The 18,842-nt window shown below is 43.8% G+C and carries 15 protein-coding genes; 5 read left to right on the top strand and 10 right to left on the bottom strand.

Annotated features, from left to right (window positions below; genetic code table 11):
• The first annotated feature begins 264 nt into the window (after nt 1-264).
• Nucleotides 265-1,842: a membrane-bound lytic murein transglycosylase MltF gene (gene mltF, locus R2S67_RS14715; RefSeq protein ID WP_182033352.1), complete on the top strand. Its 1,578-nt coding sequence runs from the start codon at nt 265-267 to the stop codon at nt 1,840-1,842.
• Between the two features lie 586 nt (nt 1,843-2,428).
• On the opposite strand, the gene tadA is transcribed toward mltF, so the two are convergent.
• The 6 genes from tadA to R2S67_RS14685 all read right to left on the bottom strand — a co-directional run bounded on the left by tadA (nt 2,429) and on the right by R2S67_RS14685 (nt 7,796).
• Nucleotides 2,429-2,938, bottom strand: a complete 510-nt coding sequence (tadA, locus tag R2S67_RS14710; protein WP_411057606.1) for a tRNA adenosine(34) deaminase TadA — start codon at nt 2,936-2,938, stop codon at nt 2,429-2,431.
• Between the two features lie 252 nt (nt 2,939-3,190).
• Nucleotides 3,191-4,750, bottom strand: coding sequence for an AbgT family transporter (locus tag R2S67_RS14705; protein WP_017635695.1), 1,560 nt, complete (start codon nt 4,748-4,750; stop codon nt 3,191-3,193).
• A gap of 288 nt (nt 4,751-5,038) precedes the next feature.
• Nucleotides 5,039-5,449, bottom strand: a complete 411-nt coding sequence (locus tag R2S67_RS14700; RefSeq protein WP_005381606.1) for a prepilin-type N-terminal cleavage/methylation domain-containing protein — start codon at nt 5,447-5,449, stop codon at nt 5,039-5,041.
• Complete coding sequence (locus R2S67_RS14695; protein ID WP_047010167.1) at nt 5,439-6,692, bottom strand: hypothetical protein; 1,254 nt, start codon at nt 6,690-6,692, stop codon at nt 5,439-5,441. The genes R2S67_RS14700 and R2S67_RS14695 overlap by 11 nt, the downstream gene beginning before the upstream one ends.
• The gene (locus tag R2S67_RS14690; protein WP_104974426.1) at nt 6,689-7,306 is read right to left on the bottom strand and encodes a PilW family protein; all 618 of its coding nucleotides are present in this window, start codon (nt 7,304-7,306) and stop codon (nt 6,689-6,691) included. Before R2S67_RS14690 ends, R2S67_RS14695 begins: the two co-directional genes overlap by 4 nt.
• Nucleotides 7,287-7,796: a GspH/FimT family pseudopilin gene (locus R2S67_RS14685; protein WP_047010169.1), complete on the bottom strand. Its 510-nt coding sequence runs from the start codon at nt 7,794-7,796 to the stop codon at nt 7,287-7,289. Before R2S67_RS14685 ends, R2S67_RS14690 begins: the two co-directional genes overlap by 20 nt.
• Before the next feature lie 103 nt (nt 7,797-7,899).
• On the opposite strand from R2S67_RS14685, the gene R2S67_RS14680 reads away from it, so the two are divergent.
• Entirely contained in the window at nt 7,900-8,331 is a 432-nt protein-coding gene (locus tag R2S67_RS14680) for a type IV pilin protein (protein ID WP_054867884.1), read from the top strand.
• Nucleotides 8,332-8,400: 69 nt separating this feature from the next.
• Here R2S67_RS14680 and dnaJ read toward each other — a convergent pair whose 3' ends face one another.
• The 4 genes from dnaJ to grpE form a co-directional block, all read right to left on the bottom strand.
• Nucleotides 8,401-9,549 carry a molecular chaperone DnaJ gene (gene dnaJ, locus R2S67_RS14675; RefSeq protein ID WP_005391453.1) on the bottom strand — a complete coding sequence of 383 codons (1,149 nt, stop codon included), beginning with the start codon at nt 9,547-9,549 and terminating at the stop codon, nt 8,401-8,403.
• 204 nt (nt 9,550-9,753) lie between these two features.
• Nucleotides 9,754-11,667, bottom strand: a complete 1,914-nt coding sequence (gene dnaK / locus R2S67_RS14670) for a molecular chaperone DnaK (protein WP_005391455.1) — start codon at nt 11,665-11,667, stop codon at nt 9,754-9,756.
• Between the two features lie 347 nt (nt 11,668-12,014).
• The gene (locus tag R2S67_RS14665) at nt 12,015-13,289 is read right to left on the bottom strand and encodes a dicarboxylate/amino acid:cation symporter (RefSeq protein ID WP_012842090.1); all 1,275 of its coding nucleotides are present in this window, start codon (nt 13,287-13,289) and stop codon (nt 12,015-12,017) included.
• A gap of 417 nt (nt 13,290-13,706) precedes the next feature.
• A complete protein-coding gene (gene grpE, locus R2S67_RS14660) occupies nt 13,707-14,303 on the bottom strand; it encodes a nucleotide exchange factor GrpE (protein ID WP_012842091.1) in 597 nt (198 codons plus the stop codon).
• 146 nt (nt 14,304-14,449) lie between these two features.
• On the opposite strand from grpE, the gene nadK reads away from it, so the two are divergent.
• The 3 genes from nadK to recN all read left to right on the top strand — a co-directional run bounded on the left by nadK (nt 14,450) and on the right by recN (nt 18,622).
• Complete coding sequence (nadK, locus tag R2S67_RS14655; protein WP_005391462.1) at nt 14,450-15,334, top strand: NAD(+) kinase; 885 nt, start codon at nt 14,450-14,452, stop codon at nt 15,332-15,334.
• A 265-nt stretch (nt 15,335-15,599) separates the two neighbouring features.
• A complete protein-coding gene (locus R2S67_RS14650) occupies nt 15,600-16,790 on the top strand; it encodes a DUF3103 domain-containing protein (protein WP_317345338.1) in 1,191 nt (396 codons plus the stop codon).
• Between the two features lie 167 nt (nt 16,791-16,957).
• Entirely contained in the window at nt 16,958-18,622 is a 1,665-nt protein-coding gene (recN, locus tag R2S67_RS14645; protein ID WP_048626075.1) for a DNA repair protein RecN, read from the top strand.
• The last annotated feature ends 220 nt before the right edge of the window (nt 18,623-18,842 follow it).

Genomic DNA, 18,842 nt, shown 5'->3' with positions numbered 1-18,842 from the left:
ATTGGAATAAATTCAGACACTTAAAATAAGCCCTGTCGAACCTATGCCGATTCCACCTCGTCATTGCGAGCGCATTATATAGCAATTGTTTTTGTGATGTAACACCAAAGGCAACCGTTTGCGTCTTTTTTTTTGTCAAATTTGAATTACGACTAAAATGTCGATAAAACACACAATGTCACGCTATAAGTGTGTGATTCACTTTGCCCCATGAGCTCGCTTTGATATAAAGGCAAATAGAAATTTCCTAAGATGTACCTATTAATGCAAATAAGCCAGCTCAACCGACTCAAGCGCAGCGCCCTAATTTTTGTTTCTGTGCTACTACTCTCTGCCTGCCAGATTGAGTCGGAACCCAAAAGTGAATTCGAAAAAATTCAGGAACGTGGCGTGCTTCGTGTTGGCACGCTAAACAATCAGCTTTCCTATTATATTGGTCCCGATGGTCCCGCTGGGTTGGATTACGAATTGGCGCGTCAGTTTGCGGAGCAGCTCGGCGTCAAGCTCGAGATTAAACCTGCCTTTCGCCAAGCTGAGCTTTTTCCTGCTCTTAAGAAAGGAGATATCGATCTCATCGCTACGGGCTTAAATCAAACGTCACAAGCGGTAAAACGCTTTAGACCGGGCCCTGCTTATTATTATGTAAGCCAACAAGTTGTGTATAAAAAGGGGCAACTTCGACCACGTGATATCGAACAGCTGATTGAATACCAAGCATCGAAAGACAGCGAATCTGACGAAGATACAAATGCTGGCGCGCAAACATTAAAGATCGTCGAACAATCGCAATATGTTCCGACCCTAACCGCATTAAAGAAGCAATACCCAGAGCTACAGTTTGAAATTGTTGGCGATGCTGACACGAGAGACTTACTTAAATATGTATCCACTGGTGAGTTGCGTTTTACTGTGACTGACTCTGTAGAACTTTCCCTAGCTCAGCGCCTTTACCCCGATCTTGCGCTCGCGTTTGAACTTACAGAAGATCAACCAGTATCGTGGTTTACTCGACGCTCTGAAGACGAAAGTTTGTATGCGATGCTGATAGAGTTTTTCGGTAACATTAAACAATCAGGTGAACTGTCCACTCTCGAAGAGAAGTACATTGGTCATATTGAAGCATTTGACTACGTTGATACTCGCGCATTCATTCGAGCTCTGGATGACAAATTACCTAAGTGGGCACCTTTATTCCAAAAGTACAGCGAAGAGTTCGACTGGCGCTTAATTGCAGCATTGGCGTATCAAGAATCACACTGGAAGCCAGCGGCAAAATCGCCAACGGGTGTTAGAGGGATGATGATGCTTACTCTGCCAACAGCGAAAAGCGTCGGGGTAACAAACCGTTTAGACCCTGAGCAATCTGTTCGTGGTGGTGTCGAGTACTTACGTCGCATTGTAGGTCGCGTGCCTGATAGCATCAACGAGCATGAAAAAATATGGTTTGCCCTGGCTTCATACAACATTGGCTATGGCCACATGATGGACGCACGACGACTTACTAAAGCGCAAGGTGGCGATCCAAACGCTTGGGCGGATGTAAAAGACAGATTGCCTTTACTGCGTCAGAAGCGTTACTACAGTCAAACTCGCTATGGGTACGCCAGAGGTGATGAAGCGCGTAATTACGTAGAAAATATTCGACGTTACTACCAATCCATCATTGGTCATGTCAGCCAAAGACCAGCGATTGATGAGAATAGCGATGACTTGCAAGTTATCCCGCCGCTCAACCCTGACATTTTGATATCAGGAGCAGTAGAGACCGTTGTAGAGCAAATATCTGGCGCTTCTGACGTCACGGTTGAAGAAGACACCGAACAAGAAAGCCCTGAAGAATAGACCCGCTGTAAACTAAAAAATGACGAGCYCATGRGCTCGTCATTTTTGTTGAGTCCTAGCGAAAACTTATCTAGAATCCAATATTCTGAGTGACACCAACCACACTCAATCATTCCTATGGTTGGTCGCCTTTTCTTCACCATTAGTTAAACTGATTGCTTTGTAACAGATTGCTTCGTAACCACATGGTTTAGCTCACTTGATGAAGCGGCGCTTTCGGCTACGCTCTGCCGAAATAACGTCACTCATATTATTAAGCACCGTATTGAAATTGTTTGCTGGCTCTGTGCAATGCAGAAGTCAAATGAAGAACGTTAAACCATCAAATGTTTAGTGCGATTATCGAGCCTATTGTAAAGCATCGATGAACCGCTATTTACTGGTATAAGTCTTGTCTGCAGGAGGTTTTGAATATGAGAAGACGTAGAGTGCAGTCAAAGCGTTTAAATAACACAGTAGCTGCTATCCGACGTAAACGTAAACTGACATGTATGAAAAAGAAAGTAAGTTCACGTAATCGTGTTTTTGTACATTTAGTCAATCACTAGTGCGTCCAAGCAAACATCTACCACGTTGTAGGTGTTTGCTAGCCCTCACTACTCCCACTACCTTGTTCGCTCTCTCCATTTTCTAATGCTTTTTGTGCTTGTTTCTTTGCTTTAATTTCCTTTCGGCGACGCTTAAAAAACGCTTGTAGCTGAGTGCGGCACTCATCTTCTAGCAGCCCCTTTTCAACTAAGGCGTAATGGTAAGCAGCTTGGCTTTCAAACAAATTAAGCACTGTTCCTGCTGCTCCCGCTTTTAAATCTGGCGCTCCAAAAACGACCCGCTTAACGCGGCTATGCAGTAAGGCTCCGGCACACATTGGACATGGCTCAAGTGTTACATACAAAGTCGTATCCAGAAGGCGGTAATTTTCTATCTTTTGGCCTGCTTTACGCAGTGTTTGAACCTCAGCATGTGCGGTAGCGTCATTAGTACCAATAGAGCGATTCCAACCCTCAGCGATAATTTCACCATCTTTGACAAGCACTGCGCCGACAGGTACTTCCCCCTCAGCTTCTGCTTGCTCAGCAAGCACCATCGCTCTGCGCATAAACAATTCATCTTGAGGGGTAAACGGATGGTTAGACAAAGGAGGCTCCAAAGAAACAAAAAACGATTGAATTCAGGAATTTTAGCACCAACTTCGGTTTCACTACAGCAACACATCACGGGACAAAGTTTGCAACTCCAAAAAACCTAGTTACAAGACCTATCGATGTTCGTTTTGCGAGAACAAAAAAGCGCAGATCGAAGACCTGCGCTTTTTGGCTGCCAATTAGCGGCTTTCACACCCTACACGTTTTTACATTGTGTAAGTGTAAGGAGCTTGAATGCCTAGCGGGATACCTACCATCCAATAAGCAACTAGGAAGATAGACCAACCGATCAGCATTGCGATCGAGAATGGCATCATTAGTGACGCAAGCGTACCGATACCAGCCGACTTCACATAACGCTGACAGTAAACCACTACAAGAGGGAAAAATACCATTAGAGGCGAAATGATGTTCGATACAGAGTCACCCACACGGTAAGCCGCTTGAGATAGCTCAGGCGAGATACCAACCGCCATTAGCATTGGCACTAAGATTGGACCAATTAAAGCCCATTTTGCCGATGCCGAACCAATAAGTAGGTTTACAGACGCGGTTAGAAGGATCATACCGATGATGGTCACTTCACCTGGTAGGTTCATAGCTTTTAAGCCTTCTGCGCCATACAACGCTAGCATCGTACCGATGTTTGACTGAGCAAATGCAGATAGGAACTGAGCACAGAAGAACGACATAACAATGTATGCGCCCATGGTCGACATGGTATCAGCCATCGCTTTGATAATGTCGTTGCTGGTCTTGAACGTACCTGACACTTTACCGTAAACGTAACCAGGAATGATAAACAGAATAAAGATCAGCGGCACGATAGATTTCATGATCGGTGCTGAGAAGGCCGTAATTTCACCTTCAGGCGAGCGTAGCGCTGATGTTTCTGGAATTAATGCTGCAACAAGTAAGGCAATACCCGCCATCATTGCCCAACCTGCATAACGGAATGCTTTTGATTCCAGTTCAGTAAATGAACCTAGGTTTGGCGCGGTTTCCGCATCGTCATCAATTGGCATTTTTGATAAACGAGGCTCGATGATTTTCTCTGTCACGTACCAACCAATCCCCACAATAATGATGGAAGATAGGCCAGTGAAGAAGATGTTCGCTAATGGGTTAACCACATATTCAGGGTCAAGAACCTGCGCCGCGGTTTGTGTAAAGCCAGCTAGTAGTGGATCGATACCAGAAGGGATAAAGTTTGCAGAGAAACCACCAGATACACCTGCAAATGCTGCCGCAATACCCGCTAAAGGGTGACGACCTGCCGCATGGAAGATAATACCGCCAAGAGGAATAACCAGAACATAGCCTGCATCTGCCGCAGTATGCGATACAATGGCAACCAAAATAAGCATTGGAGTAAGAAGCTTAGCTGGCGTGAAGTTCAGCATCTTCTTAAGACCCGTCGTAATAAAACCCGAAGAATCTGCAACACCCACACCTAGCATTGCGACAAGTACGATACCCAGTGGCGCAAAGCCAGTAAACGTCGTCACCATGTTCGCAAGGAAACTTGCTAGCGCTTCGCCCGTAAGTAAGTTGGTGATAGTAAGAGCTTCGCCCGTTCGAGGGTTTGGAAGATCGAATGATACATTCGACAAAAGTGCTGACGCCGCCCAAGTAATGATCAATGCCCAGAAGAACAAAATCGCAGGATCAGGGATTTTGTTACCTGTCCTCTCGATAAAGTTTAAAAAGCGCTCCATCCCGCTCGGCTTCGATGATGGTGCCTTATTTACAGCTTGGTTACTCATGGTAACTCCATAGTGAATGATGTTGGTGCCAAGGCCTATTTGAGTAATTATGACGGCCTACTATCCAACGAGTATTCTAGTAAACACTAATGGAGAAAGCACAAGGTTCTATATTTTTTTTCATAATTGGAGACATATTTTGCAAAAACACCACTTCAATTAAACATAATAAAAACAGTAGCACATCAACTCGATTAACAGTTCAAAAACCATTTATTAACCGTGACAAATCCGGTATCAAACAGGAATTACACCCGCATTTGTCTCAGCGCATGCATGCAATTGAACTTAGTTTTCGAATTCACTGTATTGTGAGATCATCGTTTTAAGCTGAACTGATCGCGTCTCGCCGATTCTATCCTTCCAGCTAGAGGTAATAGTGATAGTTTTCAGTGTTCCTGAAACCGTGGCAGCTGGAACTTCCCACTCGACGACATAAGATCCAGTAACAGAAGAGCCTGTTGCAATAGAAGCAAAATTTGCAGGTGTGATGGTAGACATCGCCGCAGAAGCACCACGCGTCCGGAACCATTCGAGCTGGTTTTCTGCTAGACGCAGTGCTTCAATACTTTTTATGGCATATTCGGATTCGCGTTCTAGATACACGTTTAGCTTCGTTAAACCTAGAGCCCCAACACCGATAAGCAGAAAAGAAATTAGAACTTCAAGAAGGTTAAAACCTTTTTGTTTAGAGATCATTCCAAGAGCCCTTCTTCCATCTAGGAATTGCATGCGCATTCCTTGAATTGTCTATCACATCTTTATTGTATCTAAAGTCCAAAGAATCGAAGAAAACCGCTGCCTGATCTTCACTATCAAAATATTGACCACCAGATACCGTAAAAGAACCATGCTGATAATAAGAAGCTATTGTCCTGTATGAGTCTTCTACAACACTTGGCACATGATTTAGGTGAGCATTGGCTTCGAACCCAACCCAATCCGCTGTTGCCGGAGCATAATCATGATTGAAATGAAACAAGACCCCTTTAAACTTATTTGATGTAGCGCCGGAGCTCGGTGGTCCCATCACGGAGAAAAGACCATCATGAATGAGCACTGTTACGCCATTGGTCGATGATGTAGCATTCACCAAATCATTGTATTCCGATTGCTTGATTTCACAGCTCCCTTCAACCCATAAATGATGCTTCCCTGACTGAATTTCTGCTGTTAAAGCAGCACCACAATTAGGTATGCCACCAGCCACTGAGCCCGTCATAACATGAAATACACCATTATCTCGGACATCGTTATGCTCTTCAGCCTTTACTCCAAAGAAGGATTCAAATGGCTTTAAATCTGTATCTTGAGTAAAATCATCACCAGCACCAACCCCGCCAACACTAGATGAGAGATGACGGTTTGCCGTCGTGTTTGCACAATCTTTATTTGTAGGGTTGTTAAAATCGGCATAGGGAGACTCTCCATGAATTACGCCTTTATTATCAACTGAAGAGGAGTAAAAGCGCTTTTTATACCTTAACGCAATACACTCCCACCCATCGCTGCTCAATTCCCCTGGATCTGGAGTAGAAAACGTTGCACTAGAATGAAAGTAAATGTCGGCACTAGACTGCATTGCACCATAGCTCAAGTTACCTCCCAAAATAATCTCCTTACTAATGCTTGTAAATCCAACATTAGAAGTAACCAAATACCCATTGGAAGTACTCGTAAAATTCGGAACCGTCCAAAGCCCTGAGCCACAATCTGTTATTACTGCAGGTACAATATTACTAACTCTAAATTGCGCCCATGCACATTCAACACCTCCTTCAGCTAACCAATGTGCTTGTCGAGATTTTATTTCGTTTTGCGCAACTTTTATTTGAAAAAATACACCTTTGGATGATGCTAATGATGCAATTAAAGCAAGTAATAAAAGTATAGAAGTCACAAGCAAAGTGGTATAACCGGAATAGCTATATTTAGATGTCATTGCCAATTCCTTTGTTTGATAGAAAACTCCGCGACTTCACTAAAGACTCCATCAATCGTTTGCAAACCTAACTTAACGTTCGTGACCGAACTTACATTTCCTCCATTAGTCACTGTTTCTGAACTAACGGTGAATTGGGTGACTTGGAAAATATCATCATCAAATAGAGAACGACAAAAATCTATACCATCAAAAGATAATATTTGTGTTTGAGACACAACGCCTTTTTCACATATAAAAAACCGAGTATCTCTCTTCTCATACTTAATATTTCGATAGTCTTCATTGGCAGCTGAGTCTTCTTTAAAATACACAAAACCAACAGAAGAGGCGCCGCTCAGCATTATGGTTCCTGTAGCTCCGGATAATTTGAGTGAACTACCGTTCCCACCATCATAACCTGCTCTTTGAATATCTTCTTTCATAACAGATAAAGTGATATTAAGACCTTGCAATAAATTTAGCTCTAAGCTTTTTTCTTTTGCTGTTTTTTGTAAACTCAAGAATATAGAGCCCACTACACTAAGAACAATTAACCCAATTAAAGAACTAATCATTAATTCAATTAAAGAGCTACCTCTTTGATAGCGTTTGTTAGCACTGATGGTAATCATATAACTTCGCTCCAGAATTACTACAAATCTTAATCCTCCCAGGAGGGTTTGAGAGCTTTGCTTGTAGTTTTATGTTTTGAGCATTGGTTGGGAAAAACTCTATATTTCCTCCTTGGGGCCGTCCACGGACCTCATCGAAGCTTATTTTTTGATTATCGTAACTGTGCTTCAAAGATAATTCAGAGTATGCGGAGCCGGAAAGGTTTAAGATTACTCCCCCTGAGCCGCTAGATGAGTCAGTTAACTGTAGAGACCATGCACCTTGACTGACAACAACGTTTTTAGCCATTGAGAAATGTATATATAACTTTTGATTTCTCATTACCGCCTCGGACTTACTTTGGCTTAGAAAACCAGCTAATTCAGTTGCCAATCGCTGCATTTGCACAGTTTGTGAAACACGGCTAAAGCTTGGAGCTGCAAACGCCAATATAATACTCAGTACAGCAACAGTAATAAGAAGCTCCAACAACGTAAACCCGCGAGGCATTTCCCAAATTCCTATGTAAACGGCAGAAGGGCCGTAATTCATCTTGCACAGATGCTATCACCTGCCAAAAATAGGCGGAAAAGTGAAAAGGAAACTACTCGTGATGATTCGAATTTCTCGCTGTAACAGCTACAAAAAAAGATTGGGAGGGATGACATTGATCGAATTACTGATAGCCGTAGTGATTGTTGGGATCATTGCGGCTGTCGCCTACCCTTCTTACACCAATCATGTGCTCAAGTCTCATAGGACGGTTGCCTTGAGCGATCTTAGTCGAATTCAGCTAGAGCTAGAGACATCTTATGATGGTGGGTACGACTGGAGTCATATTATCTCTGGAGGCACATGCACTCTATGTGATTCAGACACAGATAGATTTTCTTTCAATATTGCGAGCTCTGCAAGTACGGCCTATACCATTACAGCAACAGCAAAATCGGCTCTGGGACAAGACGACGACGAGTGCTTGACTGGCGCTAAAACGATTACTTTAACGTCAACAAATGTCGAAGAACCAAGTGATTGCTGGAATTAAAAAGAACACCGAGATGCAAAAAGGCCTGCATTTTAGCAGGCCTTTGTATTTGTGCTTTTCACTAACGTCTTAGCTGGTTAAATCATCAAAGAACTTTTTCACACCGTTGAAAAAGCCTTCTGATTTAGGCTTATGCTTTGTCGCCGCCTCACCACCACAAGACTCTTCAAACTCTTTGAGCAGTTCTTTTTGGCGTGAGCTTAGGTTTACTGGTGTTTCAACAACCAACTTAACAATCAAGTCACCGATACCGCCACCGCGAACGCCTTTCACTCCTTTACCACGCATGCGGAACATACGACCTGTTTGCGTTTCTGAAGGCACTTTTAGGCTTACGCGACCATCTAGAGTTGGCACTTCAACTTCACCACCTAGAGCCGCCATCGCAAAGCTTACAGGCACTTCACAGTATAGGTTGTTACCATCACGTTCGAAGATATGGTGCTCTTTCACGTGCACTTGTACATACAAGTCACCCGCTGGAGCTCCCATCTCTCCCGCTTCACCTTCGCCAGATAGACGAATACGGTCGCCAGTATCAACACCTGCAGGGATCTTAACGTTAAGTGTTTTGGTTTTCTGTTTACGGCCTTGACCATGACACTCATTACAAGGGTCTTTAATGATCTTGCCTTTACCGTGACAGGTTGGACAGGTTTGTTGCACTGCGAAGAAGCCTTGGCGCATTTGTACTTGACCATGACCATGACAGGTACCACATGTTTCAGCAGATGAGCCTTTCTTCGCGCCACTACCATCACAGGTATCACAGTGTACGAGTGTTGGTACTTCGATCTCTTTCGTTACACCACGAACCGCCTCTTCTAGCGTTAGTTCCATGTTGTAACGTAAGTCCGCACCACGTTGAGCACGGTGACCACCACCGCCACGACGACCACCACCAAAAATGTCGCCAAATACATCGCCAAAGATGTCGCCGAAATCAGCACCGCCGCCACCAAAGCCGCCGCCACCGAAACCACCGCCGCCTTGTTCAAAAGCAGCATGACCGTACTGGTCGTACGCCGCTTTCTTTTGAGGGTCGGTCAGAACTTCGTACGCTTCTTTTACTTCTTTAAACTTGTCCGCCGCAGACTCATCACCCTGGTTTCGGTCTGGGTGGAATTTCATCGCTAGACGCTTATACGCCTTTTTGATATCGCGCTCTGAGGCATCACGGCTTACGCCTAATACTTCGTAAAAATCACGTTTTGACATGTTCTTCGTCACCAGTTAATTACTACAAACGGCATCGATTCACCGCTTGGTGTTTGTATCGTTCTAGGTAAGTGCACTTATCCGCAACATACTTAACTAGAAAGACAGCGTTTACAAACAGACGGGCGTAAGAGTTGCCCCAAACGCCCGCACACGAAGTCTTATCGACCCCAGATGGCTTTGCAGCCATCTGGTTAAGAAATATTATTTCTTGTCGTCTTTAACTTCTTCGAACTCAGCATCTACAACGTCGTCTTCTTTAGACTGTGCATCGGCGTCAGCACCTTGTGCTTGCTGCGCTTGAGCTTGTTGTTGAGCGATTTCCATCAGTTTTTGAGAAGCTGTCATTAGTGCTTGAACTTTAGCATCGATAGCTTCTTTGTCTTCGCCTTTGCGCGCTGTTTCTAGCTCAGAAATTGCTGCTTCAATCTTCTCTTTCTCTTCTGCAGGTAGTGCTTCACCAGCTTCTTCTACTTGCTTACGAGTACCGTGAATCATTTGGTCAGCTTGGTTACGTGCAGTCGCTAGCTCTTCGAACTTTTTGTCCGCTTCTTTGTTAGCTTCTGCTTCTTGAACCATTTTCTCGATGTCTTCATCGCTCAGGCCGCCAGAAGCTTGGATAGTGATCTTCTGTTCTTTACCAGTCTGCTTGTCTTTCGCTGACACGTGTAGGATACCGTCCGCATCAAGGTCAAAAGTAACCTCGATTTGTGGCATACCACGTGGTGCAGGCTGGATGCCTTCTAGGTTGAATTGACCTAGAGACTTGTTGTACATCGCTTGCTTACGCTCACCTTGTAGAACGTGGATAGTAACCGCGCTCTGGTTGTCTTCCGCTGTAGAGAAAACTTGGTTCGCTTTAGTTGGGATAGTTGTGTTCTTCTCAACTAACTTAGTCATTACGCCACCCATTGTCTCGATACCTAGAGACAGTGGAGTTACGTCTAGTAGTAGTACGTCTTTAACGTCACCAGCAAGTACACCACCTTGAACTGCAGCACCCATTGCTACTGCTTCGTCAGGGTTTACGTCACGGCGCGCTTCTTTACCAAAGAACTCAGCAACTTTCGCTTGAACCATTGGCATACGAGTCTGACCACCAACTAGGATTACGTCAGTGATGTCGTTTACTGATAGATCAGCGTCAGCTAGAGCTACTTTTAGTGGCTCAAGAGAGCGTTGTACTAGGTCTTCAACTAGAGATTCTAGTTTTGCACGAGTCACTTTAATGTTCATGTGCTTAGGACCAGTTGCATCTGCAGTAACGTAAGGTAGGTTTACGTCAGTTTGAGAAGTAGAAGAAAGCTCGATTTTCGCTTTTTCTGCTGCTTCTTTAACACGCTGCATTGCTAGTGGATCGTTCTTAAGATCGATACCTTGCTCTTTCTTAAACTCGTCTACTAAGTAGTTGATTAGGCGGTTATCAAAGTCTTCACCACCAAGGTGAGTATCACCGTTAGTCGCTAGAACTTCGAATGTTTTCTCGCCTTCAACTTCATCGATTTCGATGATAGAGATATCGAATGTACCACCACCAAGGTCGTATACCGCGATAGTGCGATCGCCGCCTTTCTTATCAAGACCGTAAGCTAGCGCTGCTGCTGTTGGTTCGTTGATGATACGTTTAACTTCTAGACCTGCGATACGACCAGCATCTTTTGTAGCTTGACGCTGAGCATCGTTAAAGTAAGCAGGTACTGTGATAACTGCGCCAGTTACTTCCTCACCAAGGAAATCTTCAGCAGTTTTCTTCATTTTCTTAAGAACTTCAGCAGAAACCTGAGGAGCCGCCATTTTTTGGCCTTTTGCTTCTACCCAAGCGTCACCGTTGTCAGCCTTAACAATTTTGTAAGGCATGATTTGGATGTCACGCTGAACTTCTTCGTCTTCAAAACGACGACCGATTAGACGCTTAATTGCAAATAGCGTGTTTTCTGGGTTAGTTACTGCTTGACGTTTCGCAGGTTGACCTACTAGCGTCTCACCGTCAGTGTAAGCAATAACCGATGCAGTAGTACGTTCGCCCTCTGCGTTTTCAATTACACGTGGTTTGTCGCCGTCTAATACAGCAACACATGAGTTAGTAGTACCTAAGTCAATACCAATGATTTTACCCATCTGGCTATCTCCGAATAAATTCTATTTTCGTTTGGTTATAACCCCAATGTGGGGGGAGGAGAATCGGGTTTCAACCCTTGCTCACAAACAAAAATAATCAATGTTTGCTTCTCTATGCCACATAGATAAGGGCGGCAAAATGCTTTTCAAGGGCAGAATTAAAAAAAAGCGTCTTTTTTCGAAATTTATGTGTTTCTTTCTGATTAGTTGGGAACTCGTCACACTGCTGTAGCGCAACAAAACGCCATTTCCCAGATGAATTTATTTATGCCCGACTCTTCCTAAACAAAAAACGAGCTCATAAGAGCTCGCTTCAATATTAGGGTTAAAATAAATGATTCAAGACATTATGCGTTCGCTTGAGCAGGCTCAGCGTCAACGCCTTCTTCTTTACCAATCTCACCTTCTGTTTTTGCAACAATGGTGTTTACCGCCGTGTCGCCCACAACATTTGAAGACGTACAGAACATGTCATTAATACGGTCAACCGCAGCAATAATTGCCAAGCCTTCAGGTGGTAAGCCTAGTTGGTGAAGCAAAACGCCTACCATTACCACGCCGCCTCCAGGAACGCCACCAGCACCAATAGATAATAGAAGAATAGTTAAACCAAGCGTGAAGATGTCTGCGGTGTTAATTGGCTGGCCAAAAGCGTTCGCAACAAACATCGTTGCTAGAGCAATATAGATAGACACACCAGACATGTTCATCGTTGCGCCCAGTGGTACACCGAAGCCAGCAACCGATTTAGAGACCTGAAGCTTTTCTGTCAGTGTACGCATCGTTACCGGGATAGTCGCGTTTGAGCTCGCGGTAGATAGAGAGAACAGAATCTGCTCACGAGTTGCACGTAGGAAAGTCTTTGGAGAGGTCCCTGTCGCAAGACTTACTGCCATTGGATAGAAGAAGAAGATCCAGAACACCAACATCGCAACCACCAAGGCCACATAACCAGCCACGGACATCAATGTATTGGCGTTTAGTGTTGCACCCAATTGAATCATTAGCGCGAACACACCATATGGCGCAAGACTCATCACTAACCCAACCAGTTTCATCATGATTTCATTTGCCATTTTGAACGTGCGGATGGCAGGACCACCACGAGAATCCAAAGCTTGAATTGCAAGACCTGTCAGAATTGCCATGAAGATGATTTGCAGCATGTCGCCGTTAGCAAACGCTTGTACTGGGTTGCTAGGAACAATGTTAACAACTAGAGAGAAAATGTCCGGCGTTTCTGTCGTCGTCAGCTGTACGGCCTCAGATACCGTTCCTGCCAGATTAGCACCAGCTCCTGGCTGGAAAATCAAACCAACAGTCAAAGCCGCCGTAATCGCAATGATGGTGTTAAGAATGTAGAGGGTAAAAGTTTTTCCACCAAGACGACCAAATGCACTGATGTCTTTCAAGTCAACAATGCCGCATACGATTGAAACGTAAACTAAAGGAACAACAAGCAATTTGATCAGCGAGACAAACATGCCGCCAACGCCTTCTGCTGCTCCAAGTAGGTATGTATCAAAAATCGCAATACCGCTAAATAAGTACTGAATTGCTGTTCCGAGCACAAGGCCGGCAAACAAGCCTATAAAAATCTTACTAGAAAGCGATTTATCCATTATAAATCTCCGATATGTTGTGTTTGCTATTTACATCTTTGTAGTTATATATGCTTACTTTTAAAGCATTAGTCGCAAATCATACACACGAAGGTTACAAAATAAAGTGATAATTTACATTTTTGTTAACGAAACTATTGTAGAAAAAATGACTATCTTTACATTCCTATGCAGGACAAACATTCACACAACGAATAATTACAATTACTTATAGCCCTCTTCGTTCATAAACACGCAGTGAGATGAGAAGAAATCTCCTATAGGAAAATAATTAACCAATAAGAAAAAATATGAAGGGGATCAAACTTCCATTTTATCGATATACAATGAAGCTCATTACAACAACTTACGTTTAAAACAAAAAAGCGCCCATCAAAAAATGATGGGCGCTTTATATTTAAAAACAGGCAGTTAAGGTTATTTAGCAACCATTACCATTGCCGGACGAATCACACGGCCGTTTAGTTCGTAACCTTTTTGCATAACAAACATAACTGTGTTTGATTCATGATCAGGGCTTTCCTGAATCGACATCGCTTGATGGAACTCTGGGTTGAATGCTTCACCTTCAGGGTTGATTGCTTTCAAGCCAAATTTCGCCACAACGTCGACAAACGTTTTGTGTGTTAACTCAACACCTTCTAGGAACGGCTTAACCGTTTCATTCTCTGTATCTGCCGCTTGAATTGCACGCTCTAGGTTATCAATAACAGGAAGCAACTCTTCGGCAAACTTGTTCAACGCAAACTTACGTGCTTTATCGATTTCTTGCTCGGTACGACGACGCATGTTTTCTACTTCAGCTTTAGAACGCAACACCGCATCTTGCTGCTCTTTTACTTTTGCCTCGCTAGACAATAGTGCCGCTTCTAGTTGAGCAATCTTAGCGTCTGTCTCATCACCAATTTCTTCAAGCTCAGCTTCAACTTCTTGTGCTTCAGCTTCTACTTTTTCAGCCTCTTCGATGATTTGATCAAGCTCTTCTTCTGTAACTTTGTTTTCTTCGTTGCTCATGATATCTCCAGAATTCAACATAATGCCCTTAAAGCCATGCGCGTTTTTGCGGGCTTTAACCACATAAAAATTCGCATATTTAGGTGACTTGCCATTATTATGGGGATGAAGATTCCTGATTCAAGCCTCTTTAATGCGGAAATGCTATGAAAAATCCATGTAACGTGATCGCGATTATCGGAAAACCAAGAGATCAACAAGCAATTCAAACTCATAAAGAGTTGTACCAATGGCTGACCTCTGAAGGCTATAAAGTATTTATTGACGATCGCCTTGCCGCAATACTGGATGATATCCCGCAGAGTCAATTTGCCAGTTTAGTTGAACTAGGAAAAAATGCCGATCTAGCCATTGTGGTTGGTGGGGATGGCAACATGCTAGGCGCGGCAAGAATTTTATCCCGATTTGATGTTCCAGTCATAGGGGTGAACCGTGGCAACCTGGGCTTCTTAACTGACTTAAACCCAGACGAGTTCCAAGCGTCTCTGCAAGCGGTACTCGACGGTGAGTATATTGAAGAAGAGCGCTTTCTCTTAGAAGCGGAAGTACACCGTCACGGGCAAATTAAAAGCCACAACGCTGCGCTAAATGAAGCTGTACTTCACCCAGGGCAAATTGCCCATATGATTGAATTTGAAGTGTACATTGATGAAAGCTTCGCCTTCTCTTTACGAGCCGATGGTTTGATTGTTTCCACACCAACGGGCTCGACCGCATATTCGCTTTCTGGCGGTGGTCCAATTCTTTCGCCGAGCTTGAATGCCATTTCACTCGTGCCAATGTTCCCTCATACCTTGTCGAGTCGACCTTTGGTGGTTGATGGAAAGCGTCGAATTAAATTGGTGGTGTCACCAGAGAACCGAGGAACACAAGAAGTTAGCTGTGATGGACAAGTGTCTCTACCTGTTTCTCCAGGAGACGAAATCCACATCTATCAAAGTCCAAATGTGCTCAAACTCATCCATCCCAAAGACTACAGCTACTATCACGTTTTACGTAACAAGCTTGGTTGGTCTAGTAAATTATTCTAACACTTGTTACTCAGGGAAATGACTTCAATAAAAAAGCCAGCAGCTTAATTGCCACTGGCTTTTGGCTTTCTTAGACAAGAAATAGACACAAAGTAGTGAGGCGACACGATATTTACTGTCATTAAAGAGAAGTTTATAAATTTTGATCCTGTGGGCAAAGTTTACACAAAAGATAGAAAAGCAAATTCAATGATCTATGTCCGGTGATATTCTCACCATGAATAGAGTATTAACTCTATTTCATAAAATCAATAAAGGACATATTATGAAGAAAACCATCATTCTGTCTGTTCTCAGTACATTAGCACTTATTGGCTGCCAATCAGAGGAAACGCAAGTCAACAGTGTATCCAACGCAAAAGCGGAAGATATCACTAAGACGAAGCGTGCCCTCGCTCAACAATTGAGTGAGCACTATGCTGCCATTGAACCCATGTTGAGAAGAGATATTACTCCACAACAGACTAGCGTCTCTGTATCAGCATTTGTTCAACAAAACCCCAACTCCGAGTTTAGCCATCAGCTTGTACAAGCTGACACTCAAATTCGTAGCTGGAAAGGTATTTCTGAATACTCAGATCAGTTGCTGGAAGTTCGTTTAGCGAATGAGAGCATGATAACAGCATGGCAAAGTGGCGAGGTCGAGCCATTATTTGCATTTGAACCAAGTGGTGATGATGAGAATTGGCAATATATCGAAGCATTTGATGTGTATGGCAACATCCATCAACTCGATGTTTACCAACTCCCTGAGGTACCTGTACTCGTTGTTGATAACAACAGCTCTGCAGAGCTAAAAGCAGGCTTGCAAGCTATGCAAGCTGAGATGAAAAAACTCGGTCAGCCAGCTTTAGTTCAACCATATATTGCTGATGAACAACGCCAAAATGCACCGCTATTGTCAAGTAGCACAGTGGGCGAAGCGGCTCCAATTCAAACAACGCAGTTGAAAAAGATCCGTCTCGCCGATGACAAAGAACCTTGGATCTCTGGCAAGGCAGAAATCTACGCTATCGTAACGGGCGTCAATCCAAGTCGTGATGAACCGACTCTCGATTTAGTGGAGCTTCCATACTTAGACTACGATAACCAAGATTACTACCCAAATCAGATCATTATTCACTGGTCTCGTTACCGCTGGGGCGCTGCGGACATCGTGCTCATGGAACAAGATGATGGTACAGACTATAAACAGTTGGCAAAACTCCTTGTTCAAGTTGCCGAAGAAGTATTGAAAGCGATTCCAGATCCAGAAGTTCAGGCTTACGCGATTATTCCGCAAATCACGAATAAGATCATCGACACTATCCCTGACGGCGTCCTAACGAATGATGATGACTTCGTCGACGTTTACTACACACTAATGCAAGACACATCATACGTGGATCATCCAGGTGCTGGTGTGAATGCAGTAGTCACATTAGAGCCGCTCACGATTAACCCAACTCGTCCGTAACCTGTTCAATTTTAATGAGTCGTTGTAATCACTTCGGCTCATTTTTCCCACTTCATCACAAAAAAGCACCCCACACAGAAATTTTTTCTCACCTGCCTTTACTGTATAAAGAAACAGTATATACTGTTCTCTTATACAGTATTGTTCAGTTATACAGGTAAATAAAAATGCTGGCTCATCTAAGTGTTAATAATTTTGCGATTGTTAAGTCTTTACAACTCGAGCTGTCTAAGGGCATGACCACCATCACAGGTGAAACAGGCGCGGGTAAATCCATTGCTATCGATGCACTTGGGCTCTGCTTAGGCGGACGAGCCGAAGCTGGCATGGTTCGACAAGGTGAAGAAAAAACCGAAGTTAGTGCCGCTTTTTTACTGGACAACAACCTACATGCAACGCGTTGGCTAGAAGATAACGATCTGCTTGATGGCAGTGAATGTATTTTGCGTCGCATCATCACAAAAGAAGGTCGCTCAAGAGCCTTCATTAATGGCAGTCCTGTCCCACTATCACAACTCAAATCTCTAGGGCAACTGCTGATCAATATCCATGGGCAACACGCTCATCATCAATTGATGAAAAACGAACACCAAATGGCCATGCTCGACCAATATGCAGGTCATCTAAACCTACTAAAAAGCACACGAAGTGCTTACCAGCATTGGCGTCAGGCAGACAATAACCTCAAGCAACTAAAAGAAAATAGCCAGCAAAACCAGGCGCAAAAACAGTTGCTTGAATACCAAATCAAAGAACTAAATGAGTTATCGCTAGGTGAAGAAGAATTTGCAGAGCTCGAGCAAGAGCACAAACGACTATCCAATAGTGGTGAACTCGCCACTACCTGTCAGCAAGCCATCGAACTTATTTACGAAGGTGAAGAAGTCAATGCGCTTGGTATTTTGCAATCGGCCAATCACTCCCTAATTCAACTAGCTGAGTTAGATGAAAAGCTATCTGAGCTACCCAACATGTTGTCAGAAGCGATGATTCAACTAGAAGAAACGAAGAACGAATTACGCAGTTATCTAGATGGCATCGATGTGGATCCTGCTCGTATGGCTTATGTAGAAGAACGTTTTTCTAAAGTGATGTCTGTTGCTCGCAAACACCACGTGATGCCAGAAGAGCTATACCAACATCACCAAGATCTTCTGGCCCAAGTAGAAGCGTTAGATTGCTCTGATGAACGTTTAGATGAACTCGCGCAAGAAGTGGAACAAAAGTACCAAAGCTTCCTAAACCAAGCAGAAAAACTACACAAATCACGCAGCCGTTACGCTAAAGAGCTGAATAAGCTGATCACGCAAAGCATGCACGAATTGAGCATGGAAAAAGCGGTATTCAATATCGAAGTCAGCAATGAAAACACGCACCCATCACCACTTGGCATGGACAGTGTGTGCTTCTTAGTATCGACCAACCCAGGACAGCCATTGCAACCTATAGCAAAAGTTGCGTCAGGCGGTGAGCTATCACGCATCTCATTAGCTATCCAAGTGATTACCGCTCAGAAAGTGGATACACCAAGCTTGATCTTCGATGAGGTGGATGTCGGTATTAGTGGTCCAACAGCAGCTGTAGTCGGCAAAATGCTACGCAAGCTTGGCGAGTCTACTCAGGTATTATGTGTCACTCACCTCCCTCAAGTTGCGGGGTGTGGCCATCAACAAATGTTCGTGGCTAAACAAACCAAAGCTGGCCAAACCGAAACACAAATGCACGCATTAGATGAACAACAGCGTGTGGCAGAATTAGCTCGCCTACTTGGAGGTAGCCAAATTACAGATTCTACCCTTGCAAACGCCAAAGAGCTCCTCATCGCCGCTTAGCCATGCTCTTCCAAAGATAGAGTCACGAACACTGCTCCGTGACTCTACCTCCCCCATCACCATATCAAAGTGCTTGGGTGCTGATTCCCTTTCGAAATAATGGTCAGTGCCACCCATAGCTCAATAACTTGGCTATTTGTCATTAGTTACCGCTTAAACTGGATAGAAAACCGCTCATCGACATAAACATACATGTGAGAGAATCAATAAATGCAACTCA

It is taken from the genome of Vibrio sp. T13N, assembly GCF_032970445.1.
In the GTDB taxonomy this organism is placed as follows: Bacteria; Pseudomonadota; Gammaproteobacteria; order Enterobacterales; family Vibrionaceae; genus Vibrio; species Vibrio diabolicus.
This window is presented reverse-complemented; position numbering and strand designations above follow the sequence as displayed.